Annotated in this window: 17 protein-coding genes; 6 read left to right on the plus strand and 11 right to left on the minus strand. The window is 63.7% G+C overall.

Annotated features, from left to right (window positions below):
- Positions 1-2 precede the first annotated feature (2 nt).
- Positions 3-3554, minus strand: a complete 3552-nt coding sequence (locus CJO11_RS01515; RefSeq protein WP_095011126.1) for an error-prone DNA polymerase — start codon at positions 3552-3554, stop codon at positions 3-5.
- 158 nt (positions 3555-3712) lie between these two features.
- Here CJO11_RS01515 and CJO11_RS01520 point away from each other — a divergent pair, with 158 nt between their 5' ends.
- Complete coding sequence (locus CJO11_RS01520; RefSeq protein WP_169829114.1) at positions 3713-4111, plus strand: PilZ domain-containing protein; 399 nt, start codon at positions 3713-3715, stop codon at positions 4109-4111.
- Positions 4112-4121: 10 nt separating this feature from the next.
- Here CJO11_RS01520 and CJO11_RS01525 read toward each other — a convergent pair whose 3' ends face one another.
- The 3 genes from CJO11_RS01525 to CJO11_RS01535 all read right to left on the minus strand — a co-directional run bounded on the left by CJO11_RS01525 (position 4122) and on the right by CJO11_RS01535 (position 8094).
- Positions 4122-5732 carry a Y-family DNA polymerase gene (locus CJO11_RS01525; protein ID WP_095011128.1) on the minus strand — a complete coding sequence of 537 codons (1611 nt, stop codon included), beginning with the start codon at positions 5730-5732 and terminating at the stop codon, positions 4122-4124.
- Positions 5623-6393 carry a recA-like protein gene (locus CJO11_RS01530; RefSeq protein ID WP_240504517.1) on the minus strand — a complete coding sequence of 257 codons (771 nt, stop codon included), beginning with the start codon at positions 6391-6393 and terminating at the stop codon, positions 5623-5625. Before CJO11_RS01530 ends, CJO11_RS01525 begins: the two co-directional genes overlap by 110 nt.
- 117 nt (positions 6394-6510) lie before the next feature.
- The gene (locus tag CJO11_RS01535) at positions 6511-8094 is read right to left on the minus strand and encodes an amino acid permease (RefSeq protein WP_095011129.1); all 1584 of its coding nucleotides are present in this window, start codon (positions 8092-8094) and stop codon (positions 6511-6513) included.
- A gap of 141 nt (positions 8095-8235) precedes the next feature.
- On the opposite strand from CJO11_RS01535, the gene panB reads away from it, so the two are divergent.
- Both panB and CJO11_RS01545 read left to right on the plus strand, forming a co-directional pair.
- On the plus strand, positions 8236-9108 hold the full coding sequence (gene panB / locus CJO11_RS01540) for a 3-methyl-2-oxobutanoate hydroxymethyltransferase (RefSeq protein WP_095011130.1): 873 nt from the start codon (positions 8236-8238) through the stop codon (positions 9106-9108).
- Positions 9109-9131: 23 nt separating this feature from the next.
- Complete coding sequence (locus CJO11_RS01545) at positions 9132-10181, plus strand: DUF475 domain-containing protein (RefSeq protein ID WP_095011131.1); 1050 nt, start codon at positions 9132-9134, stop codon at positions 10179-10181.
- Here CJO11_RS01545 and CJO11_RS01550 read toward each other — a convergent pair.
- The 6 genes from CJO11_RS01550 to CJO11_RS01575 all read right to left on the minus strand — a co-directional run bounded on the left by CJO11_RS01550 (position 10147) and on the right by CJO11_RS01575 (position 19111).
- On the minus strand, positions 10147-11085 hold the full coding sequence (locus tag CJO11_RS01550) for a bile acid:sodium symporter (protein ID WP_240504518.1): 939 nt from the start codon (positions 11083-11085) through the stop codon (positions 10147-10149). The two genes, CJO11_RS01545 and CJO11_RS01550, sit on opposite strands and share 35 nt — an antisense overlap.
- 76 nt (positions 11086-11161) lie before the next feature.
- Entirely contained in the window at positions 11162-12664 is a 1503-nt protein-coding gene (locus tag CJO11_RS01555) for a tetratricopeptide repeat protein (RefSeq protein WP_169829115.1), read from the minus strand.
- Between the two features lie 85 nt (positions 12665-12749).
- On the minus strand, positions 12750-14114 hold the full coding sequence (gene prsR, locus CJO11_RS01560; protein ID WP_095011134.1) for a PEP-CTERM-box response regulator transcription factor: 1365 nt from the start codon (positions 14112-14114) through the stop codon (positions 12750-12752).
- Entirely contained in the window at positions 14114-16231 is a 2118-nt protein-coding gene (gene prsK, locus CJO11_RS01565) for an XrtA/PEP-CTERM system histidine kinase PrsK (protein WP_095011135.1), read from the minus strand. The genes prsR and prsK overlap by 1 nt, the downstream gene beginning before the upstream one ends.
- Before the next feature lies 1 nt (position 16232).
- The gene (locus CJO11_RS01570; protein WP_095011136.1) at positions 16233-17618 is read right to left on the minus strand and encodes a TIGR03013 family XrtA/PEP-CTERM system glycosyltransferase; all 1386 of its coding nucleotides are present in this window, start codon (positions 17616-17618) and stop codon (positions 16233-16235) included.
- Positions 17619-17734: 116 nt separating this feature from the next.
- Positions 17735-19111: a helix-turn-helix domain-containing protein gene (locus CJO11_RS01575; protein WP_095011137.1), complete on the minus strand. Its 1377-nt coding sequence runs from the start codon at positions 19109-19111 to the stop codon at positions 17735-17737.
- Between the two features lie 144 nt (positions 19112-19255).
- On the opposite strand from CJO11_RS01575, the gene CJO11_RS01580 reads away from it, so the two are divergent.
- The 3 genes from CJO11_RS01580 to CJO11_RS01585 all read left to right on the plus strand — a co-directional run bounded on the left by CJO11_RS01580 (position 19256) and on the right by CJO11_RS01585 (position 21696).
- Positions 19256-20854, plus strand: a complete 1599-nt coding sequence (locus CJO11_RS01580; protein WP_095011138.1) for an isocitrate lyase — start codon at positions 19256-19258, stop codon at positions 20852-20854.
- A 24-nt stretch (positions 20855-20878) separates the two neighbouring features.
- The gene (locus CJO11_RS13245) at positions 20879-21052 is read left to right on the plus strand and encodes a hypothetical protein (RefSeq protein ID WP_169829116.1); all 174 of its coding nucleotides are present in this window, start codon (positions 20879-20881) and stop codon (positions 21050-21052) included.
- A 113-nt stretch (positions 21053-21165) separates the two neighbouring features.
- Positions 21166-21696 (plus strand): hypothetical protein, encoded by a 531-nt coding sequence (locus tag CJO11_RS01585; protein ID WP_095011139.1) that lies wholly within the window; start codon positions 21166-21168, stop codon positions 21694-21696.
- 11 nt (positions 21697-21707) lie between these two features.
- Here the strand turns inward: CJO11_RS01585 and CJO11_RS01590 are convergent, their stop codons facing one another.
- Complete coding sequence (locus CJO11_RS01590) at positions 21708-23507, minus strand: SLC13 family permease (RefSeq protein ID WP_205651085.1); 1800 nt, start codon at positions 23505-23507, stop codon at positions 21708-21710.
- Positions 23508-23538: the final 31 nt, after the last annotated feature.

A 23538-nucleotide genomic window follows, 5' to 3' on the forward strand; every position in this document is an offset into this window, starting at 1 on the left:
CGCTAGTGGAAATCGCGCGAGGGCGGAAGTATCCGCGGGATGATCCGCACGTTGCGCGGGTGCCCGCCCCCCGCAGGCCCGTGATAGCCGCACTCGCGGTTGCCCGGGCCGGGCGGCTCCCACGGTTCGACCGGATCACCTTTGAGTGGCGGAGGCTTCCTTTGCTGGAGCGGACTGGCGACATGGTCGGCGCGGGCGATCGCGGGGCGTAGTTCGTCGTCGGACAAGCGCAGCAGGTCTGCGCTGGCATCGTTCATGTGGTGGGCGATGACGTGGATCACCTCGTCGTCGTATTCGACCCGTCCGCGCACCTCCATCAGCCGCGCGCCCATCACGACCTTGCGCTGTCTTTCCTTGAGATCGGGCCATACGACGAGGTTGATGACCCCGGTCTCGTCTTCCAGCGTAATGAAGCACACGCCTTTGGCGCTGCCCGGCCGCTGGCGTATCAGCACGACACCCGCCACCTGTACCATCGAGCGGTACTTGCGCGCACGCAGGTCGCAGGCGCGCACGAAACCGCGCTCGGCCAGACTCGCGCGCAGGAACGCCAGCGGGTGCGCCTTCAGGCTGATCCGGGTGGTCTGGTAGTCGGCAACGACCTCTTCGCTGAGCGGCATCCGGGGGAGCGCGATGGGCGTGATCTCGGCCCCTTCCTCGCGCGCAGCGGCATGGGCGAACAGCGGCAGGCCACGGCCCGCTACCAGGCTGCGCGCATCCCACAACGCCTGTCTCCGTGGCAGGCCGAGCGATCCGAAACAGTCGGCGCTCGCGAGCCGCTCGACATGCGCAGGCGACAGCCCTGCCCGATCGCGCAATTCGGCGACATCGCGGTAGGGGCCATGTGCCTCGCGCTCCGCCACCAAGCGGGCGGCGATATGCTCGGGCAGTCCGTCGACCTGCCGGAAGCCGAGCCGCAGGCCGATGTCGCGGTCCAAACGACCGCTGTCGCCCTTCCCGGCCTGTGACCCGCCGTCCCCTTCCAGCGTACAGTCCCACTCGCTCGCATTTACATCGACCGCCAGCACCGCCACGCCGTGCTCGCGCGCGTCGCGCACGATCTGCGCGGGGGCGTAGAACCCCATCGGTTGCGAATTGAGCAGCGCGCAGGCGAACGCGGCGGGGAAATGGCATTTGAGCCAGCTCGACACATAGACGAGGTGCGCGAAACTGGCCGCGTGGCTTTCGGGGAAGCCGTATTCACCGAATCCCTTGATCTGGTTGAAGCAGCGCTGTGCGAAGTCGGGATCGTAGCCGCGCGCGACCATCCGCCCGACCATCATGTCTTGCAATTCCTCCACCATCCCACGGCTGCGGAAGGTGGCCATCGCCTTACGTAGCCGGTTGGCCTCCGCACTGGAGAACTTGGCCGCGTCGAGCGCGATCTTCATCGCCTGTTCCTGGAAGATCGGCACCCCCAACGTGCGTTCGAGGATACTCGAGAGTTCATCGGGCGGGCCGTACCGTGGCGCAGGCGCAGGGATCACTAACTGCTCCGCTCCGCGGCGGCGCTTGAGATAGGGGTGGACCATGTCGCCCTGGATCGGCCCGGGGCGGACGATCGCGACCTGGATCACGAGATCGTAGAACTCGCGCGGGCGCAGGCGCGGCAGCATGTTCATTTGCGCCCGGCTTTCGACCTGGAACACACCGAGCGAATCCGCCTTGCGGAGCATCGCGTAGGTCTCCGGATCCTCGCGCGGGACGGTGGCGAGTTCGAGCCGCCTTTCATGATGGTTTTCAAGCAGGTCGAGGCACTTCCTGATACAGGTCAGCATCCCCAGCGCGAGCACGTCGACCTTGAGGATGCCGAGCGCGTCGATGTCATCCTTGTCCCACTCGATGAAGCTGCGATCGGGCATCGCCCCGTTGCCGATCGGCACGGTTTCGGTCAGTGGCCCGTCGGTGAGGATGAACCCGCCGACGTGCTGCGACAAATGGCGCGGCATTCCAATCATCTGCTCGGTGAGTTTAAGTACACGTCGCAAATGCGGATCGGAAAGGTCGAGGCCGATTTCGCGGGCATGTTTTTCGGCCACTTCCTGCCCGTAGTTGCCCCATACCGTGCGGGCCAGCGCGCTGGTCACGTCTTCTGACAGGCCCATCGCCTTGCCGACCTCGCGGATCGCCATGCGCGGACGGTAGTGGATCACCGTAGCGCACAGCCCCGCCCGCTCGCGTCCATAGCTGCGGTAGATGTGTTGGATCACTTCTTCGCGTCGTTCGTGCTCGAAATCGACATCGATATCGGGTGGTTCCTTGCGTTCTTCGGAGATGAACCGGTCGAACAGCAGCGCGTGCTTGGCCGGATCGACGCTGGTGATGCCGAGACAGTAGCACACTGCCGAATTGGCTGCGCTGCCCCGCCCCTGGCACAGGATCGGCGGATCGACCCCGCGCGCATAGTCGACGATGTCCTTGATGGTGAGGAAATAGCGCGCAAGGTCGAGCTTCTCGATCAGCGCCAACTCGCGCTCCAATGTGGTGCGGACGCTTTCGGGGACGCCTGAGGGATAGCGACCGTCGGCGCCCTGCCAGGTCGAACGCTCGAGGTATTGTTGGGGCGTCATGCCGCCAGGGTAAATCTCGCGCGGGTATTCGTAGCGCAGTTCGTCGAGCGTGAAGCGGCAGGCATCGGCCACTTCGCGCGCCGCAGCGATTGCGTACGGCCAGCGGGCAAACAGCTCGACCATCTGTTGCGGCGACTTGAGGTGTCGCTCGGCATTGCCGAACAACAGGTGGCCGGCCTTGGCAACCGTGGTCTTGTGCCGGATCGCGGTCATCACGTCCTGCAACGGACGCCGATCGGGCGCGTGGTAATGCACATCGTTGGTGGCGAGCAACGACAACCCATGCGCCTGCGCCAGCGCATCGAGCCGGTCGATCCGGGCGATATCGTCACCGCTGTAGAGGTAGCTGGCGGCAATATGGCGCAATGTGGGGAGCTGCTTGCCGAGATGGGGCACGATGGTGGCCAGATTGCCGGTGAAAGGAACCTGCCTGCCCGCTTCGCCGGATGCTTGGGGATCATCGAGCGGGACCACGTTGCTCTCGACCGTAATCGTAAGCTCCGTTTCCAAGTCCCCTGGTGGCAGCAGGACCAGCTGCACCCCTTCGCTGTGGCTCGCCAGCATCGCCAGGTCGATCTCGCACACGCCCTTGGCCTGCCATTCACCGCCGAGCGTGGTCATCCGTCCGGCGGAAATCAGGCGGCACAGGCGGCCATAGCCGGCGCGGTCGGCGGGATAGGCGAGGAATGCCAGCCCCTCGACCGTTTCGATGCGGCAGCCGATGACCGGCTTCAGCTTCAGCGTCTTCGCTTCGCTATGGATCCGCACCACGCCCGCCAGCGAGTTCGCATCGGCGATCCCGATCGCGTCGTAACCCAGTGCGCGGGCGGTCATCGCCAGGTCGACCGCGTCCGATGCCCCGCGCAGGAAGCTGAAGCAGCTCACCAGCCCGAGTTCGACGAACGGCGCGCGTGGCGGCGGCGCGACATCATCGGGATCGAGATCGATCCGGCGCTTGTCGGGTGTCAGCGGGGATTCGGGCATTTGTTCTATATATGTTCCGGTCGATAGATCGGCTAGCCCTTCCTCGACAGCGAACGCAGGAATCAGCCTATGCCTAACGCATCGGTTACCCTGAGATACAATCGAGGCTTAACCACTGTGCGGCAAGCAGGTGGTTCGTCTCGTTGGGGGTATGCTTCGTGGCATTTTTCCAAACCAATCGCCTTGCCGATCAAGCGGACCGGCGGGCTGTCCGGCGTTATTCGGTTGACCGGGCTGCAAGAATAAAACTCGCCGGGGGAGACCGGTTCGGGCGCCTCACCGACCTGTCGGAGGCGGGCGCGCGCTTCGACGGACAGAACCCTCCCGTGGAAGGGGCCTCGTGCCTGCTGTGTTGGGATGGCTACGAGTATTTCGCCAAGGTGATCTGGGCCAGCCAGGCCAGCTGCGGTGTGCGTTTCGAACGCGACATCCCGATGGAGGTGGTCGAAGCGACGATCGAGGCGGTCGAATTCCAGGATGGCCCGGTCGCCCATTTCGGTAACATCCCGCTCGGCCAGAAACGTTCGCGGCGTTCCTCGCTGGTGTCCGAAGACTGACCATCACCGCTCACGCGCATAGGCCCTGCAAGTACCAGTCGGGCATTCCGCCGCGCCCGTCACCGATGATTCCCTGGCGGTAGATCCAGTAGCGCCGCCCCGCGTCGTCCTCGATCCGGTAATAGTCGCGCAGCCGCGCCCCGCCGCGTTCGCGCCACCACTCGGGCGCGATCCGCTCGGGCCCCTCGACCCGCACCACTTCGTGCACCGCGCCGCGCCAGCGAAACGCCTTGGGATAACCGTCGGGCGTGGCGTAGAGCACCGCGATCCTCTCCGCCCGGTCGAGCAGCTTGAGCGGGCGCGCGTGGAACGCCAGCTCCCCTTGGCTCGGTGGCTCAGGCGCGAGCGCTTCCTGCCAGCGCTGCGCGCGTTCGGGCACGTGGCTTGCGTGGAGCACCGGACGGCGTACCGCCTTGGGGCCAAGCCGCACCGTCAGCCGGTCGACAAATGCAGCAAGGCTGGTGCCATGCGCTTCTGCCGCCGCTTCGAAATCGCGCTGCATCAGTGCGAGCGGTTCGGCCCAGCTGGCGCGCAGCCGCACCGTCTCGATCCCGAAGCCCGCATCGACATCGTCCAGCCGCTCGGCGAACAGTTGCGCGATATGCGCCGGGTCGCGGGTCGCGGCGGCAAGTTCGACCTGCCGCACGATCACTTCGCCATCGACCCGCCACAGGCCCAGTTCGAGCCGTCGCGCGCCCTGCCCGCTGCCCTCCAGCGCGCGGGCCATGTCCGCGGCAAGGTCGCCCAGCACGGTATCGAGCAGGCTGCGATGGCGGATCGGCTCCATCAGGCGGCGCTGGACCAGCGGGACCTGCTGCGGAAGCACGGGCAGAAGCGGTTCGGGTACGCACCCGAGCAACTGGTCGAGACGGATCAGCGGATTGGCGGCAGGCGACTTGCGGTTGCGGAACCGGCGCTGGAGTGCGTCGCGCCCACGCGGCTCGCCGAACCGCTCGGTCAAGTCGCCCAGGCGCTTGAGCCCAAGGCGGCGCAGCACCAGCAGGACATCGCCGTCGAGCCGTAACGCCGCCACCGGCAGGTCCGCCAGTCGCGCTGCGGCATCGTCATCCGGGGCAAGGATCGCACGCTCCGGCCCGTAGTGCGACAGCGCCCAGGCCGCCCCGGCGGTCGGGGCGATAGCCAGGCGGACGGCCAGCCCGCGTCGGATAAAGCGATCGTGCGCATCGGCCAGCAGCTTGGCTTCCCCGCCGAACAGGTGCGCGACGGCGGTTACGTCGACCAGCACCGCATCGGGGGCGTCGAGCGCCGACCACGGTCCCCAGCGCCGTGCCCACAGTGCGATGTGTTCGAGGAATTTGAGGTCTCCCGCCGGATCACTCGGCCGCACGGCAATGTCGGGGCACAGCGCGCGGACATCGGCCAGCATCGCGCCTGCCTGCGCCCCGGTGGCGATCCCGGCGCGGTTGGCGGCGTGGATGCGCGGGCCGTGCGCGGTATCGGTGATGAGCGCCAGCGGAGCGGCGTCCGCCCCCTCCCCCGGTGCGCAGCCTTCAGACAGCCGCCAGCGATCGACCGCCAGCTGGTGCAGCCAGGCCGAGAGGATCCGGCGCGGCGGAGTGGCTGGCGGCGATGCGCCGGGCGGCGAGACGGTATCCGTCATCGCGCAAGGTCCATTCGCCGGGAGGATGGGCACGCGCGCGGAACAGCTCGGTGTGCCATTGGGGAGTGCCGGGTGCCTGACCGTTCCAGCGCGGCGGGGCGGACGGAGCGGAGCGCACGCTCCAGCGCAGGCGCGCCGAGGAAAGATCGTGCGGAGCATCGAGCCGCACCAGCCATAGCGGCACGCCGTGCTTTTCCGCAGCAAGGCTGAGGCGGCGCGAAGCGGTGAAATCGAGCGCGCGCGGCGCCCCGGCAAGTTCCCCGATCACCGCTGCGAGCTCGCGGCAGCGCAGCCCTTCCTCGAGCGCGAACAGTGCGTCCTGCGGCTTCTCGGCCACGACATGGAGCAGCCGGTGCTGGAATGCCCGTGGTAACCCGGGGCGATAAGGGCGCCCGCCGAGCCGCAAGGCCGCCCGGTCCTGCACCCACAGGATCGCGCGCCGGTCCTCGGCTTCGTCGGTCTCACCCGGGCGGGCACTGCGCAAGGCATCGCCGGCCAGCGCCAGCGCCACTGCGGCCCCGCTCGCTTCCCGTCCGGGGGCGAATATCTCACTGTGGCAGGCAGGCGCCAAACCCGGTTGCCATACAGGCGCACAGCCGGAGATCGCGGCGAGTTCGCTGGCGGGCACGAGATCGTGCGAGGAGATAGTGGAACGACTCATATGTTCCACTTATGTTCCAATTCATCGACGGGTGCAACAGCCGGGAAACGGAACACGCGCCCTAACGAAAAGGGCCGCCCCTCGCGGAGCGGCCCTCTTTAGCGGTGAGCAGGAATATCAGTTCTTGCTCTCGTTCGGTTCGTCAATCGGCATCATCGTTTCGTGGCCTTCAATGTCGTCCACGATTTCGACAATCCCGCGACCAAGATAGCTGTGGCTGCGGCTGTAGAGGAAATAAACAAGCAGCCCGAGCACGCCCCACCCCGGCAGGAACAGCATCGCTGCAGTCGGCAGGTTGAAGAACAGCAGGACGCAACCGATGATCGTCAGCGGAGCGATGATCCATACCCCCGGCACCTTGAAGTGGCGCGGACGCTCCGGATCCTTCACCCGCAGTACCAGCACCGCCACCGCGACCATCAGGAACGCGTAGAGCGTGCCGGCATTGGAGATGTCAGCGAGCTGGCCGACCGGGAAGAACGCGGCAGCAACCGCCACCGCGATACCGGTGATCAGGGTTACGACGTGCGGCGTGCGAAACCTCGGGTGCACGCGGCTGAGCATTTCGGGCAGCAGTCCGTCGCGGCTCATCACGAAGAAGATGCGCGTCTGGCCGAAAATCAGCACCAGGATAACCGACGGCAGCGCAAGGAACGCGGCCAAGCCGATCGCGTTACCGAACCCGGTGAACCCGATCACCTTGAGCACGTGCGCCAACGGCTCCTTCGAGCAGACCAGCGCATCGGCATATTGCGGCATGGCGCACTGACGCGCGAGTTCGGGCGAACCGGTGATCAGCGGAAGATTATCAGCGCCCATGATCGGGTTGCCCCCGATGGTACCGATCGCACCGGCGGCGACGAGGATGTAGAACACCGTGCAGAAAAGAAGTGAGCCGACCAGACCGATTGGCACGTTCCTCTGGGGATTCTTGGTTTCCTCCGCTGCGGTCGAGACCGCATCGAAACCGACATAAGCGAAGAACATTGTCGCCGCCGCGCCGACCGCACCGACGCCCGAACCCCAACCACCGAACAGGCCGGCGGGCAGGAACGGGTTGAACTTGTCGACCGAGAAGTCGGAACTTGTCAGCGTCAGTGCGACAAACGCCGTCAGCGCAGTGACCTTGATCAGCACCAGCACGGCATTGACCTTGGCGCTCTCGCTCGTGCCGATAACCAGCAGGAACGTGACCAGCAGTGCGATTACCAGCGCAGGCAGGTTGATGAACCCGCCTTCGACTCCGCCGAGCGCAAGAGGCCCGGCGCTGAGCCAGGTTGGCAAGTGTATGCCTAGCCCGCCGAGCACGGTCCCTGAAAAGTATCCCGACCAGCCGACCGACACCGCCGAGGCGGCGATCGCGTATTCCATGATCAGCGCCCAACCAACGGTCCAGGCGAAGAACTCGCCAATCGTCGCGTAGCTATATGTATAGGCGCTGCCTGCGACCGGGATCATCGCTGCGATTTCGGCATAACAGAACGCTGCCACGATGCAGACGAGGCCCGCGATCGCGAATGCGACCATCAGGCCCGGGCCCGCCTTCTGCGCGCCGACCGAAGTCAGCACGAAGATACCCGTGCCGATTACGCAGCCGATCCCCATCAGGGTAAGCTGGAACCAGCCGAGCGAGCGCTTGAGTGATTTCTTTTCCGCGGTTGCCAGGATGGCATCGAGCGGCTTGACGCGATCTAGGATCATCGACCCGTATCCCCTTCTTCTGCGCCGGGCCGAAGGCGGCCGGGCCAGTCATGGCAGCGGAAGCTAGCGCAGCAGGTCCTCAAGGCAAGGAATAATCTCAAGGCTTCCCCCGCTAATCCCGGGAGGCTAGGTATCTGGGCCATGTCCACGACCTTCAAGCTCGATACGGCGACCAGCCGAGCGCACCCCACCCCGCAGCCGATGCGGCGGCTCACGGTTCCCAAGATCCAGTCCCGCAAGGCGGACGGTGCGACCAAGGAACCATTGGTCATGCTCACCGCCTACACTGCGCGCACCGCACAGCTGCTCGACGAACACTGCGACATCCTGCTGGTGGGGGATTCGCTGGGGCAGGTCATCTACGGGCTTCCGACGACGCTGCAGGTCACGCTCGACATGATGATCGCGCACGGCGCGGCGGTGGTGCGCGGATCGTATCACTCGGTGGTGGTGGTCGACATGCCGTTCGGTTCCTACGAGGCGTCGCCCCAACAGGCGTTCGAGAGCGCGAGCCGGATCATGGCAGAAACCGGCTGCGCGGCGGTCAAGCTCGAAGGCGGGCAAGCGATGGCCGAAACGATCGCGTTCTTGAGCCAGCGCGGCATTCCGGTGATGGCGCACGTCGGGCTGACCCCGCAGGCGGTCAATGCGCTCGGTGGATACGGAGCGCGCGGGCGCAGCCAGGAAGAACACGCCAAGATCATGGCTGACGGCAATGCGGTGCAGGAAGCAGGCGCATTTGCGGTGGTGATCGAAGGCGTGATCGAGCCGATCGCGATTGCCCTCACCCAAGCGCTCGAAATCCCGACCATCGGCATCGGCGCATCGGCCCAGTGCGACGGGCAGGTGCTTGTCACCGAAGACATGCTCGGCATGTTCGAACGCGTCCCGCGGTTCGTGAAACGCTACGAAGACATGGCGAGCGTGATTTCCAAGGCTGCGGGAACCTACGCCGAAGAAGTGCGCGCGCGCACTTTCCCGGGCGAAGACCAGACGTACCAGCCGAAGAGCTGAGCGCGGCAGGGGGCAAACGCACAATGCTTCGCTACTACAAGGGTTCGATCGGTTTCACCCTCGCCTGCCTCGCGATTGGCGCGTGGTACGGGTGGGAAAGCACGCACAGTCTTGCCGGCACCGCGCAGATGCTGTGGATTATCGGTGTGCTTTCGGTGCTCGAGGTTTCGCTCAGTTTCGACAACGCGGTGGTCAACGCGACCGTGCTCGAGGACATGGACGAAATCTGGCAGAAGCGATTTCTCACGTGGGGGATGGCGATTGCCGTCTTCGGGATGAGGATCGCATTTCCGCTGGCGATTGTTGCGATCGCTGCCGGGCTCGGCCCGATCGACGCGATCAAACTTTCACTTGGTCAGCCAGACGAATACGAGCGCATCGTTTCGGGCGCTCACGTCGGCATCGCCGGGTTCGGCGGCGCGTTCCTGTTCCTCGTCGGGTCGAAGTTCTTCTTCGACAAGGAGAAGGAGGTCCACTGGATCCACCGGATAGAAGTGTGGCTGTCCAGGTTCTCGCATATCCCCGCGGTCGAAATCGCGCTGCTTCTGCTGACCTTGTTTGGCTTCTCGCGACTTCTGCCTGACGACGAAGCGCTGACGTTCCTCGTTGCCGGTATATTCGGGACCATTGCGTTTGTTGTGGTCGAGGGGATCAGCACTTGGCTCGAACTGCGCGAGGAGGCGGCCAAACTGCGCGGCGCGGTCGTCGCGTCGGGCCTGGGGGGCTTCCTCTACCTGCAAGTGCTAGACAGCTCGTTCAGTTTCGACGGAGTGATCGGGGCATTCGCATTGTCGAACAACATGGTGGTCATCGCGCTCGGCTTGTCGATCGGTGCGATGTTCGTGCGATCGATGACCATCATGCTGGTGCAGAAGGGGACGCTTGCCGAATACCGCTATCTCGAACATGGAGCGTTCTGGGCGATCCTTGCGCTCGGCGTGATCATGTTCGCTTCGGCCCGGTTCCACATTTCGGAAGCGGTGACCGGGCTGATAGGTGCGGTGCTGATCGGACTGTCGCTGTGGTGGTCGATCCGTTTCAATCGCCTGGAGCGTGCGCAGCATACCGCTTAGCGAGCGGTGCCGATGCGACCAGCTGGAGCAGGTGGTAGGCAAGTAGCGGAAGCAGGACCATGCCCGCGACTGCCGGTGGAAAGAGCACTGCCGCAAGCGGTGCGCCCATCGCGACGCTCTTGTGCGCTCCGGCAAACTGGAACGCGATACGGTCGGGCCGATGCAGGCCAAGCAGCTTTGCGAGCAGCCACGCGCCGACAAATCCGAACAGCAGGAAGCCAATGACCAGCACGAGCAGGATCGCCCACTGGTCTGGGCCGACGACCGTCCACAGCCCTTGCGCCACCGCGCCGGAGAACGCCACGTAGACCGCAATCGCGATCGAAATTCGGTCCATCCACGTCACCAGGTACTTGTGCCCCGTAATCCAGCCATGCAGCCTGTCCTGCAGCAACTGGCCAATCGTGAACGGCAGGATCAGCACGAGGAAGACCTTGGTCAGTCCGTTGACGCCGAGCTCCAGTTGCGCGCCTCCGCCCAATAGCGAGATGATCGGCACCGAGATGAACACGCCCATCACATTGAGCAGCGCGGCAGAGATCACCGAATTGGCGACATTGCCGCCCGCGAGCGAGGAGTACGCCGTAGCGGATTGCACCGTCGACGGCAGCGCGCCGAGGTAGAGAAAGCCGAGCGCAACGACCGGCGGCAAAACTCCTGCGCCGAGAATTGCAAACCCCTTCCCCGTCAGCGCCATTGCCCCGAAGCACCATATCACCAGCGGCAGCAGGAACCGCCAATGGCCGATGCCGCGCGCGACTTCGTGGCGCGGGAGGCGCAGCCCGTTGAGCAGGAACAACAGGAAGATCGCTCCATTCGAGATGCCTTGCGCGAGATCGTGCCAGCGTCCGCTTGCAGGGGCGATACTGGCGAGCACGATCGCCAGCAGCAGCATGCGAACCATCAGGTCTATGTGGGAAAGCAGACGGCGGATCATCGCCACGCCATGTGGCTGACCCTGCCTTGCTTGTCGATAGCCGCTATTCGCCTGCCTTTCGGGCGATCGCGGCCCGCAGGCTCACGAGTGTTGGATCGTTCGCTGCGCCGTAGAGGCTCGCATGATCGAGCAGCATTGTCGCGCGGGTATAGTCGCCCTGCAGATAAGCCCACCGCGCAAGCAACGCGCAGGCTTCGGCATTGTTCGGTTCACCCTTCACGAACCTGGCAAGCAGGTTCGCCGCGTCCACTTCGCGACCCTGCTCGATCAACGCATAGATCATTCGCTTGGCAAGCGGCCAAGGGCGGCGGACCGCTGCCGCCCGGTTGTAGATCTGCGTGGCCAGATCTGGCCGACCCATAGCCAATGAAGCATCGCCGTCGAGCGCCATTGCGTCGGACGATTGCGGGTATCGAGCGAGGAACGCATCGGCCCGCGCCTTTGCCTGGGTCGGATTTCCCGCAGCGACCAGCCCGCGAACCAGCGAAACCGTGCTGGGTCCACTCGCATCGCCATACAACTCGGCCACGTCGAGGTCGGTCGCTGGCGCGAGGTCGCGCACTGTCATTGCAAACGGGCGTTGTGCCCGGTTGAGAAAACCCGCTGCCTTCTCGCGATCGCCAATTGCTTCATACGCCCGCCCGACCAGCATCGCGATGTAAGGGGTGTCGGCGCGCCCGGCAAAGCGGGCAATCAATTCCCGGTCGCTGCCGCCTAGCTTCAGTGCCCGCGCAAGCAGCCGCTGCACTCGCGCGTTTTCGGGTTGCAGGCGTGCGAGGCGGTCAAACCCTTGAGCCGCACTCGCGTAGTTGCCGTTTTCGAGGTCGATGATGCCCAATAGCAGGATTGCCGCAGGCATTTGCCGCTCGAGGTCGCCGCTGCGCTGGAGCAGGCCGCGCGCGAGGTCGTAGTCCCCTGCCCTCGCTGCGAGAACCGCTTGCAGGTATAGCAGGCGCGGATTTCCCGGATTGGTATTGGCCAACTTGCGTAGGGCAGCGAGCATTTCCTTGGCTCGCCCGAGTTCCCCCAGCGTTGCGGCATAGCCAGCAAGCAGGGGCGCATTATTTGGAGAGTGCTTCAGGCCAAGCTCGAACAGTGGCAGTGCGGCCGCCATGCCTTGCGAATCCCGCACCAGTTGCGCGCGAAATAGCAGTGCCGAGGGATTTTCCGGCCCCAGTGTGATTGCCTTCTTCGACGCCTCGACCGCTCCGAACTGCGCTCCGCTGCGATAACGCATGCGACCGATATCGACCCACAGGTCAGCACTGTCGGGTTCGAACTGTAGCGCTGTCGCGTAAGCCTTTTCGGCCTGCCCCAGTTTGCCCTCGCGCATTGCCAGGTGTCCGCGGATCCTGAACCCCTGGCCGCGCACGTTGGGAGCAAAGTCTTCGTTGTCGAGCCACCGGTGGGCATCCGCGAGATTGCCCTGCATCAGCTGCGCTTCGCCCATGAATGGGGCGATTTGATTGCGTGGAGCGCCTTTGGCCAGCTCCGCGCGCAAGTCTGCTTCGGCAGCGATCCCGTCACCTCGCGCGAGGGCTGCCATGGCCCGTTCGTAGAGCGATGGTGCCGGTGCGCTTTGGGTGCATCCGGCGAGGGTCAACCCCAGCCCCAGGATTGCTCCGGGAAGGCTAGGTCTGGAGATCATACTGCTTGAGCAAGTCGTAAAGCGTGGGGCGGCTGATTCCGAGCAGTTTGGCGCTGGTCGAGATATTCCCCTCGCTGCGCGCCAGTGCATGGCGAATCATCGCCCGATCGGCTCGTTCGCGCGCACTCTTGAGATTGAGTGCTTCGGTCGCCTCGTCCTCGGTTTCGGTCAGGTCGAGGTCGTCGGCGACGACGAGCTTGCCGTCGGCCAAGATGACCGCACGCTTCACCCGGTTTTCGAGCTCTCGCACATTGCCTGGCCAGTTCCATCCGTCGATCGCGGCCAAGGCATCGGGGGCGAAACCCTTGACCGCCGGATTCATCTCGGCAGCGAACTTGGTCAGGAAATGCTTGGCGAGCAGCACGGCGTCTCCGGCCCGCTCCGCCAAAGTCGGTATCTTGATCACGATTTCGGCGAGCCGGTAGAACAGATCCTCGCGAAAGGTTCCCGCCTCGATCATCGCTTCTAGGTCCTGGTGCGTGGCGCACACGATCCGCGTGTCGACAGCGATCGCAGTGCGCCCGCCGATTCGCTCGATCGTCCGCTCCTGCAAGAAGCGCAGCAGCTTTACCTGCAGCGGCAGCGGGATATCGCCAACTTCGTCAAGGAACAGCGTGCCGCCCTGAGCCTGCTCGATCTTGCCCTCGGTGGTCTTGACCGCGCCGGTGAACGCGCCCTTTTCGTGACCAAACAATTCGGCTTCGAGCAGGGTTTCGGGGATTGCCGCGCAATTGAGCGCCACGAACGCCTTGTCCTTGCGATCGCTGGCGTCGTGGAGGCCGCGCGCGAGCAGTTCCTTGCCCGTCCCGCTTGCCCCCAACAGCATGACAGAAACAGCGGTGTTCGCCACTCGCTCGATCGTGCGCGCGACCTTCGCCATCTCCGGCGCGGCCGTGATGAGGTTGCCGAGTACGGTTGATTCCTCGCCTACGCGCGCGGCCAGGCGACGGTTTTCCGCTTCGATCTGGTGGAGGTTGAACGCGCGACGAACGATCAGGCCCAGCGCGTCAATGTCGACCGGCTTCTGGTAGAAATCGTAGGCACCGCGCTCGATCGCCTGTAGCGCGCTTTCACGCGCGCCATGGCCGCTCGCGACGATCACCTTGGTATCCGGCTTGAGTTCCATGATTGCGTCAAGCACTGCAAAGCCTTCGCGCGTCCCGTCGGGATCGGGCGGCAAGCCGAGATCGAGCGTTACAACTGCGGGCTCGTGGGCGCGAAGTGCGGCCAGTGCCGCTTCACGGTCGCCAGCGATCACGACCTCGAAGTCTTCGTAAGCCCACTTGAGCTGAGCCTGCAGGCCCTCGTCGTCCTCGACGATCAGAAGGATCGGTTTCTGGGCAGCCATCACGCTGTCTCCTGCTGAGCCGGAAATTCTCCCGGCAGGTCAAACGCAGCCTTTTGCTGCGGCATGGATATCTTGAAGCGGGTGCCGAGCCCCTCACGCGATTCAACTTCGAGCCGCCCGCCCATCGCCCGGATCAACTCGCGGGCTTCGTAGGCCCCGATGCCAAATCCTCCGTCCTTGGACGAGACGAATGGCTTGAACAGGCCGTCGCGCAGGAATTTCGGGCTCATCCCGCCGCCTGAATCCAGCAACTCGATCCGGCCGCGGAGCCCATCGCACGATACATCGAGCATGACCGGCATGCCCGCTTCGCTGGCATCGATGGCATTCTGGACGAGATGGACCAGCGCCTGCTCGAGCGCATCGCGATCGGCCATTACCAGGCACTTTTCGGACCGGGTCAGCTGGACCGGATGGACGTCGGCGTAGCGTTTCGCGACGTTCGCGGCGACTTCGGCAAGATCGACGGATTCGCGCTTACCGCTGGCTGCAGTCGACCCATAGCGCCCAAGACGCGCAATAAGCGCGTTCAACTTGGCGGAACTCTTGGTGAGCGTAACCACCATGTCCTTGCGAAACTCGGGATTGTCTGCGTGCCGCTGCGAATTGCGCGCGAGCAGCGAAAGCTGGCTGGCGAGATTCTTGATGTCGTGCATCACGAAAGCGATCCGACGGTTGAACTCGTCGAATTGCGCCGCTTCGCTCAGCGCCTCGTGCCCGGCTTGTTCGGCCAGGTAGCTGGCAAGCTGGCGACCGACAACCTTGAGCAGATCGAAATCTTCCCAGTCGAGTTTGCGCGGGATCGGTGGGCGCGAGAGGATCACGACTCCGACCAGCCGTTCGAAGTGAATGAGCGGGACAATCACCCATGCCTTCGGGTCTTCGATCAGCCAATCCGGTATGAGCTGTTGGTGGCCGGATGCATCGGTTCCGCACCGGACCGCGTCGATTTCCACGATCGTGTCGTTCGCTTCGATCGCCGATGCGAATTCCGATGCCAGCCCCTCGCCCGGCGGTGCGAAGCTGTTCCAATTCCAACGCCCGGCAAGTTCGAGGTTACCTTCGGTGCCGGGTTGCATCAGCGCGGCGCCGTCGCTGTCGGTGATATCCGCCAGCGCTTGTGCGCTCCGTTCCGCAAGACTTGGCGCATCGGCCCCTGCCCGCCCGATGGTCTGGTTGAAGCGCAGCCATTCGGCGCGATAGTCGTAGCGGTGCTGGAACAGGTGCTTGAACACCTTGACCCGCAGCCAACCGCGCATCCGCCTGGAGGGCAGCCACAAGACCGCGACAAGCGCCGCGACGAAAACGAAGCCGACCTGAGTCAAGCGATTGAGCCCATCGCCTAGAAAGCTCAGCGATTGAGCCATGACCATCATCGCCAGCAGGTATGCTCCGATGACTAGAAGCGAGAGCGATTGGAAAGCGACTGCGCGCGAAGGGACGATCTTCAGATCGGCAGCACGGGAATTTGCGCTGATTGCCAGCAGCAATGCACTCGTTCCCAAAACCAGTCCGCGAAGTGCGCCCAGTTCCAGCGAATGCGCGCCGGTGAAGTAGGAGATCGTATAGAAATTGAGTTGGTACGCCCAGATCCCCGCGAGTGCAGCGGTGCTCCAGCGTAAGACCTGGCGCGACGTCGCAGAGGCCCCGGCGTATAGGTTGTGCAGGAGGACGAGCGCCCCAACCGCGACGAGGATATGGAACAGGGCGGAAATGGTTAGGACGACCGGTGCGGCAGCCGCGCCGTTGCCGAGCCGAAGATCGAGGACTGTCAGGACCGGCTGGATACACTCGACCAGCGCGAGCACGATCACCAGCGGCCGAATAGGGGCCATGCTCCGATCGCGCCCGTCGGTGGCGAACAGCTGGTAAAGGACCAGCAGCCACGTGAGACTCACCACGGTCTCGATCAGGCTGGCAAAGCCGCTGGCAGGCCCGAACGCCGCCCCGGCGACGCACCAGGCGGCGGTTGCCAGTAGGGCAAATATCCTTGCCGCAGGGCGGCCGTGTGCATTCTCGCCGCGCCCGAACAGCCAGACCGCTACGAGCGCGCAGGCGATCCCGCCTGCGAGGTTCAGGACAAATCCTAGTACAATCCAGAGCGATTCCGGGCCCACGTCAGCGCGCGCCTTCCGGCCACAGGACCACCCGCAGCGTCTGCAGCAGAATCAGAAGGTCGAGGAACGGGGTGTAGTTCTTCGCGTAGTAAAGATCATATTCGAGCTTGGCGCGGGCATCCTCGACCGATGCGCCATAGGGATAATTGATCTGCGCCCACCCGGTGATGCCTGGTTTGACCATGTGGCGCTCGGCATAGAACGGCAGCTTGTCCTCAAGGTCGGTAACGAACTGCGGCACTTCGGGGCGCGGACCCACGAAGCTCATCTGACCCTTAAGTACCGTCCAGACCTGCGGCAATTCGTCGATCCGAACCTTGCGGATGAACTTGCCCAGCCGGGTTACGCGCGGATCGTCCTTTTGCGCCCATTTGGCGCCGTCCTTCTCCGCATCGGTCCGCATCGAGCGCAGCTTCACCAACTGGATTTCCTGGCCGTAGAGCCCGATCCGGGTCTGGCGGAAGAACGCCGGCCCCTTGCTATCGAGCTTCACGAGGATCGCGAAAATGACGATGATTGGCAGCGTCAATGCAAGCAGCAGTCCGCTAGCCGCGACGTCGAACACTCGCTTGGCAGCGCTCGACAGCATCCGCCCGGAAGAGAACCCGTCGGAAAAGATCAGCCAACTCGGGTTAAGCGTGTCGAGATCGACGCGGCCGGTTTCGCGTTCAACGAAGCTGGAGAACTCGTTTACGTGGACGCCCATTGTCTTGATCCGCAGCAGGTCCTTGAGCGGCAGCGAATTCCGGCGCTCTTCAAGCGCCAGAATTACTTCGCTTGCGCCAATATTCTCGACGAAGCGACCGAGGTCGTGGATAGCGGCGCGCGGAATGGCTTCCTCGAGCACTTGCGAGCCTTCGTTCATGGCAATGAAGCTGACGACGGCAAAGCCGCTGCCCTGCCTGTCGGCCAACTCTCGTACACGTTTGGCGCGCTCGCCTGCGCCGAGCACGAGCACACGGCGGCGGAATGCACTGGTGCCGATGACCGTACCCACCAGCATCCGGTTGGCAATCAACAGCCCGATCGCGATAAACATCGCGTAGAACAATGTGGACCGCCAGAAAGTGTGACCTGGCAGCACGAAGTCGATCACTGAAAGGGCAATGATTCCGAGACTTACTGCAACGAGCAGCCTTGCACCTGCATAGCGCATCGAACGCAGCGCTTCTGAGCCGTAGGTCCCCACGGCAATCATCGCCAACCAGACGATCCCGGCAAACAGCGCGAGCATATCGAGCCGGTCTCCGATGTGTCCGGGGTCGGTCCCGATCTGCGTGGCGCGCGCAATCCAGGCCACCTCGCCAGCCACGATGAGCAGCGCAAGGTCGAAAAGGCCCAGCAACATCACGGCATGCGGGATGTAGTGTTTGAAAAGTCGGATCATCGCTCGGCCTGGGTAAGCTCCTTCATCAGGAAACCGTGCTAAGGCCGAGAGATGAAATGTCGGTAAATTTTACACCGGATGGTTAACCATCGAACTCGGTGCGAATTGTGCGAATGTCAGCTGCCGAATTCGAACGGGATGCTGCCTCTCGTCAGGGCGGAAAAATGCAGCAGGGCACCGCGCGGCGGGAGCGACCTCTGCGCGCATTGCGGAACGTGGCAGAGGGCACAGCCCGATCCGATCGCATGTGCATCTTCGGGACGCAGCGAAACACCCCGCGCAATTGCCAGATCGCCGGCGAGCTTGGCCTCTACGCCGAGGATGACCACGAAGCGCGCGGCACCCGCTGCTCCCCGCCCGTCAACGGTTCGCGCGACGGTAAGCCAATGTGCCGGAGCAGCTCCGGCCCCGTCGAGCATGACTGCTTGCACGCACAGGTCGCCAGGACGCTGGAAGGCGAGGTGCGCGTCCCATAGCGGGCAGCTGGACTCGCTTTCGAGGATCGTTGCCCCGCTCGCCCCCGCGAACCGTTTGGAGAACTGCCCTGCCCGGTCGATCCGCGCCATGAAGAACGGGAGCCCGCGCTGGCCGACGCGCTGGAGCGTCGTCAAGCGATGGGCAAGTTGCTCGAAACCCACACCGAAGCGCCGTGCCAGCACCGCGAAATCGTATCCCGTGGCTTCACAGGCGCGCAGAAACCGGCCGTATGGCATTGTCAGTGCAGCGGCGACGTAGCCGTAAAGGTGTCGTTCGTAGAACGACCGGGCAGTTTCGTCGGACATTTGGGCGCCCGAGGCGAGCGTGATCACTTCATCGCGGAACTCGAGCATGGCGATCTGGTAGGCCAGCTGGAACGTCCGGCTCGACGGATCGAGCATCTCGTTGAGCTGGAGTTGCCGCGCGTGCAGGTCGAGCCGACGCAAGCTGTCAGGCATCACGTCGCGCGGGAGGATGCGGATTGCCAGCTGGTGGCGCTCGCGCAGCCGCTCGGCCAAGGCCGTGTAGGTATCGCCGCGCGAGAGCCGCAATTCGTCGGCTAACGCTTCGGCGGCCACGTCGAGGTCGGCAAAATGGTTGCGCCAACGCTCGATCTCGCGGCGTGCCGCGGCGATCGGATCGTCGCGTCGCTCCTGCGGCGAGGTATTGTCGTAGAGGCGCACGAATGCCGCCGCGGCTTGCGGGGCGGCGGAGAGGAATTCGGACAGTTCGTCGCGGTCGATGGAAAGATCGGCAAATCGGGCATCGGCCATGCGGCGGGCGAGTCCGTCTAGCCCGCCGATTGCTTCGTCCTCGCGGAGGGCACGCGGGTCGAAGTCGAATTCATCGACTATCTTGACTACGACCCGACCTGATAGGGGGCGTTGGTTGCGCTCGATCAGGTTGAGATAACTTGGCGAGATCGACAGGCGTGCGGCCATTGCGGCCTGTGTCAGTCCTTCGCGTTTGCGCAAGCGTCGGATCGCCGGTCCGGCAAACAGGGCGCTATCCACCATTTGTAAAAACCTTTACAAGTTTACATCATAATATGCTCCAAACAGCGCATGGAGACAAGATAGATTGTAAGTTTCCATATCAATCCGGGTCAGGAGAGGCAAAAACGATGCCAACGCAACCTTTCCCTCCCAGGAGATTCGCAAGTGACCTACCAGAATGAAATCGGCCAGCTGAAGCAGACCATTGGCGCGCAGGGTGCTCCGTGGAATGCTATCGACGGTGAAAGCGCTGCTCGTATGCGGCTGCAGAACCGCTTCCGCACCGGTCTCGACATTGCCCGCTACACCGCGAAGATCATGCGCGAGGACATGGCGGCATACGATGCCGATCCGGCGGCCTACACCCAGTCGCTCGGTTGCTGGCACGGGTTCATCGGCCAGCAGAAGATGATCGCCATCAAGAAGCATTTCGGCACCACCAAGCGCAAGTACCTCTACCTTTCGGGCTGGATGGTTGCCGCGCTGCGCAGCGATTTCGGCCCGCTGCCCGACCAGTCGATGCACGAAAAGACCAGCGTCCCGGCGCTGATCGAGGAACTCTACACGTTCCTCCGCCAAGCGGACGCACGCGAGCTGGGCGGCCTGTTCCGCGAGCTCGATGCCGCTCGTGAGCGCGGTGACGAGATCGAAGCCAAGCGCATCGAGCATGCTATCGAGAACCACGAAACCCACGTTGTGCCAATCATCGCGGACATCGATGCCGGGTTTGGCAACGCCGAGGCGACCTACTTGCTCGCCAAGAAAATGATCGAAGCCGGTGCCTGCGCACTGCAGATCGAAAACCAGGTGTCCGACGAGAAGCAGTGCGGCCATCAGGACGGCAAGGTCACCGTGCCGCACGAGGACTTCCTGCAGAAGATCCGCGCCATCCGCTACGCGTTCCTCGAACTCGGCGTGGAAGACGGGATCATCGTTGCCCGCACCGACTCGCTTGGCGCAGGGCTGACGAAGCAGATTGCCTTCAGCACGCAGCCGGGCGATCTGGGCGACCAGTACAACGCGTTCCTCGACTGCGATGAAGTCGATCCCGCGAACATCACCAACGGCCAGGTCTTTATCAGCCGCGAGGGCAAGCTGATGGCGCCCAAGCGCCTGCCCAGCAACCTTTACCAGTTCCGTAAGGGAACCGGCGAGGACCGCTGTGTACTCGACTGCATCACCGCGCTCCAGAACGGCGCGGACCTGCTGTGGATCGAGACCGAAAAGCCGCACATCGGCCAGATCGGCGGAATGGTCAGCCGCATCCGGGAAGTGATCCCCAACGCCAAGCTGGTCTACAATAATTCGCCCAGCTTCAACTGGACGCTCAACTTCCGCCAGCAGGTGTTCGATGCCTGGGAAGCGGCGGGCAAGGATGTCTCGAATTACGACCGGGCAAGGCTGATGAGCGTCGACTACGACGGCAGCGATCTCGCTGCCGAGGCCGATGAGCGGATCCGCACGTTCCAGGCCGATGCGGCGCGTGAGGCGGGGATTTTCCACCACCTTATCACGCTGCCGACCTACCACACTGCGGCGCTGAGCACCGACAACCTTGCCAAACGCTACTTCGGCGACGACGGCATGCTCGGCTACGTCAAGCAGGTGCAGCGCGAGGAAATCCGCCAAGGTATTGCTTGCGTGAAGCACCAGAACATGGCCGGATCGGACATTGGCGACGACCACAAGGAATACTTTGCCGGCGAAGCGGCCCTCAAGGCCGGCGGCAAGGACAACACCATGAACCAGTTTGCTGCAGCGTAAGCCAGGCGAGGAAGGATGACTGCCATGACCGAAGAACGTCCCGCCACCGCCGAACCGCGCCGCGCCCGCGCGCTGTTCTCGACCGCCGACTTCCGCCTGCTCCGCACCGCGCTGACGGCGTATGCCCGGACGATCGACGACCGTGAGGAACTGGCCAAGATCAACGCCCTGCACCACCGCCTCGGCACTTACTGTTAACCAGCTCCTGGGAGAGGAGAGATGGCCGTCGGGGGAAACCTCGGCGGCCGTCAACTTTAGGGCAACCATAATTGCCCCTGCGCGTCTTAACTTTTCAGCGCTATCCACGAGGCATGGTACGCCGGGTCAGAAAGAAGACTAAACCGATCCAGATCTATCGGCACTTCGCTGTCGTTACGATCGCGGCTACCCTGTTGCTCGCAGTCTTTGCCGACGGCGAGAAGCGTGAAGCTATCGCCGGCGAGATCAAGGCGCATGCCCAGGCAACGAGCGCCCAGACGCACGACAGCAGCGTCAGGATGACTGCAGGACTAATCGACAGGCGCACTGGGACTCCGGGCACGTTCGGCTCCGACGATAACATTGGCTATGGCCAACCGACGGACACCGGCGGAGCGAGCATCGGGGACAGCGGGTTCGATCCGAGCTATTCGGACCCGGATAGCGGAAGTGGTGGCCAGGTCATGCCGACTGGGATCAACAAATACGGTATTTCCGACGCCGACTGGGCGAAAATGTCTACAGCGCAGCGCAAGGAAATCATCGATCGCTATAATGCGGAGCGAAAGGCCGAAGCGTCCGATACCCGCCAGCAACAGATCGCAGATCTGATGGCACAGTCGAGCGCGCGCTCCGGCAACTAAGCAAGCAGTCGCTACATCCCGTACCTGACGACCAGCAGGATCGACAACGTCGTCACCATCAACAGCACCAGCGGGACCCCGGTGCGCAGGTAGTCCCTGAATTCGTAGCTGCCCTCGGCCATGATCAGCATGTTGGTCTGGTAGGCGATCGGGGTCGCGTAACACAGGTTGCAGCCGAACAGCACCGCAAGCACCATCGGTTCGGGTGGTAGACCGAGCTGGTGCGAGATACTGAATGCGATTGGCGTGCCGACCGTTGCCGCGGTCGCGTTGGATGCGAAGTTGGTGAGGATTGTCACGAAAATCATGATGGCGGCCAGCACCGCCGCTGGGGGTAGGAACTGCAGCCCGAATGCCAGCACCTGCCCTAGCCAATCGGCTGCGCCCGATTCGAGCATGACCTTGCCGAGTGCGATCGATGCCGCGATCAGCACGATCACCCGCGCAGAAAGTGCGCGTCCGACCCGGTCGAACCGGACGCATCCGGTCACGAACATCAGGATCGCGCCCGCCAGCGAGGAGATCGCGATCGGCAGTAGTCCGATCGAAGCAAGCCCAACCGTGCCGAGCATGATCCCGCCGGCAAGGACCGCTTTAGAACGGCGCGGCAACTCGCGGGTGCCTTCGAGGACCAGCAGGCTGTCATTCCGGGCGAAATCCTCGATTGCATTGGGCAGGCCCATCACAAGCAGTACGTCACCTTCGGCAATCCGCAGATCGCCGCCGGTGCTGTACTGATCGCGTTCGCCCAGCAGCGTTTTGGGCCGGTGGATGCCGAGAACCGCCACGCCATATAGATCGGCTATGCCCGAAGTCGGTAGCGTGCGCCCGATGATCCGCGAGTCTGCCGTCACGGTCACCTCGACGACGTGGATGTCCTCACCCGATTCCGATGCACGACGGCGAATGCGGTCGATAATCCAAGAAGGTGCGACATCGCCCTTCAGCGTGCGCATGGCCTCTTCGAGAGCCTCGTGCGTTCCCGAAACAGCCAGCCGTTGCTGGGGTTGAAGCGGACCAACCGGCGGATCGTGAAATTCGAGATCGTCTGGCAGCCGTGGCAGCATCACCGACAGGTCTTGTCCGGCCATCATACTGTCTTCGCCGAGCCGCAAGCGCGTGTGGAAGCGTCGCTTCTCGTGCACCTCGTCGGTCTGGTTGTTGCGCAGCAGGCGCGGCATAACCAACCACAAGTAGGGCAACGCCACGATCGCCGCCGTCAGGACGATTGGTGTGAAGTGGAACACGTTCATGTGCGGCATACCCAGATCGCGCGCGATCGAGACGACCAGCAGGTTGGTCGATGTGCCTATAGTCGTCCCCATCCCGCCGATCAGCACCGCCGCGTTGAGCGGGATCAGCGTCTTCGAAGCGGGCATTGCGCCGCGCGCGGCGAGGCTGACGAAGATCGGCATCAGCAGCACCAGCACCGGGGTGTCGTTGACCAGCATCGACAGCAGGAACGCTACGATCAGCGAGAACAGAAGCCCGATCTGCAAGTTGAACTTGAACACCTGCTCGAGCACGCGCGCAGCCGGATCGAGCGCGCCGGTTACCACGAGGCCCCGCCCCATGATCATCAACGAGCAAATCGTGATCAGCGCGTAATGACCAAACCCCGAAAACGCGAGCGTCAGGCCGTCGGTCGGCAGGGTATGCGGCAACGGAAAGAAATAGAGGCCGACTGCGATTACCGCGATCGTCAACAGCGACACGATCTCCGTCGACAGGCGCCCGCGGGCGAACCCTACGAACATCCCGATGGTAACCAGCATCGCGGCCAGTGCGTGAAGAGACGGTAACGTCAGCATCCCTGTCCCAGAATCACAGACCCCCGGCTGG

The organism is Tsuneonella mangrovi (assembly GCF_002269345.1).
Taxonomy (GTDB): Bacteria; Pseudomonadota; Alphaproteobacteria; order Sphingomonadales; family Sphingomonadaceae; genus Tsuneonella; species Tsuneonella mangrovi.

Excerpts from the sequence above, each read along its gene's own strand:
- CJO11_RS01555 (WP_169829115.1), bottom strand. The coding sequence starts at position 12,664 with ATGGCAGCCCTCGCGCGAGGTGACGGGATCGCTGCCGAAGCAGACTTG.
- CJO11_RS01590 (WP_205651085.1), bottom strand. The coding sequence starts at position 23,507 with ATGCTGACGTTACCGTCTCTTCACGCACTGGCCGCGATGCTGGTTACC.
- CJO11_RS01550 (WP_240504518.1), bottom strand. The coding sequence starts at position 11,085 with ATGGTTCGCATGCTGCTGCTGGCGATCGTGCTCGCCAGTATCGCCCCT.
- CJO11_RS01545 (WP_095011131.1), top strand. The coding sequence starts at position 9,132 with ATGCTTCGCTACTACAAGGGTTCGATCGGTTTCACCCTCGCCTGCCTC.
- CJO11_RS01530 (WP_240504517.1), bottom strand. The coding sequence starts at position 6,393 with ATGAGTCGTTCCACTATCTCCTCGCACGATCTCGTGCCCGCCAGCGAA.
- CJO11_RS01570 (WP_095011136.1), bottom strand. The coding sequence starts at position 17,618 with ATGATCCGACTTTTCAAACACTACATCCCGCATGCCGTGATGTTGCTG.
- CJO11_RS01575 (WP_095011137.1), bottom strand. The coding sequence starts at position 19,111 with ATGGTGGATAGCGCCCTGTTTGCCGGACCGGCGATCCGACGCTTGCGC.
- panB (WP_095011130.1), top strand. The coding sequence starts at position 8,236 with ATGTCCACGACCTTCAAGCTCGATACGGCGACCAGCCGAGCGCACCCC.
- prsR (WP_095011134.1), bottom strand. The coding sequence starts at position 14,114 with ATGGCTGCCCAGAAACCGATCCTTCTGATCGTCGAGGACGACGAGGGC.
- CJO11_RS01525 (WP_095011128.1), bottom strand. The coding sequence starts at position 5,732 with ATGACGGATACCGTCTCGCCGCCCGGCGCATCGCCGCCAGCCACTCCG.
- CJO11_RS01535 (WP_095011129.1), bottom strand. The coding sequence starts at position 8,094 with ATGATCCTAGATCGCGTCAAGCCGCTCGATGCCATCCTGGCAACCGCG.
- CJO11_RS01585 (WP_095011139.1), top strand. The coding sequence starts at position 21,166 with ATGGTACGCCGGGTCAGAAAGAAGACTAAACCGATCCAGATCTATCGG.
- CJO11_RS01515 (WP_095011126.1), bottom strand. The coding sequence starts at position 3,554 with ATGCCCGAATCCCCGCTGACACCCGACAAGCGCCGGATCGATCTCGAT.
- CJO11_RS13245 (WP_169829116.1), top strand. The coding sequence starts at position 20,879 with ATGACCGAAGAACGTCCCGCCACCGCCGAACCGCGCCGCGCCCGCGCG.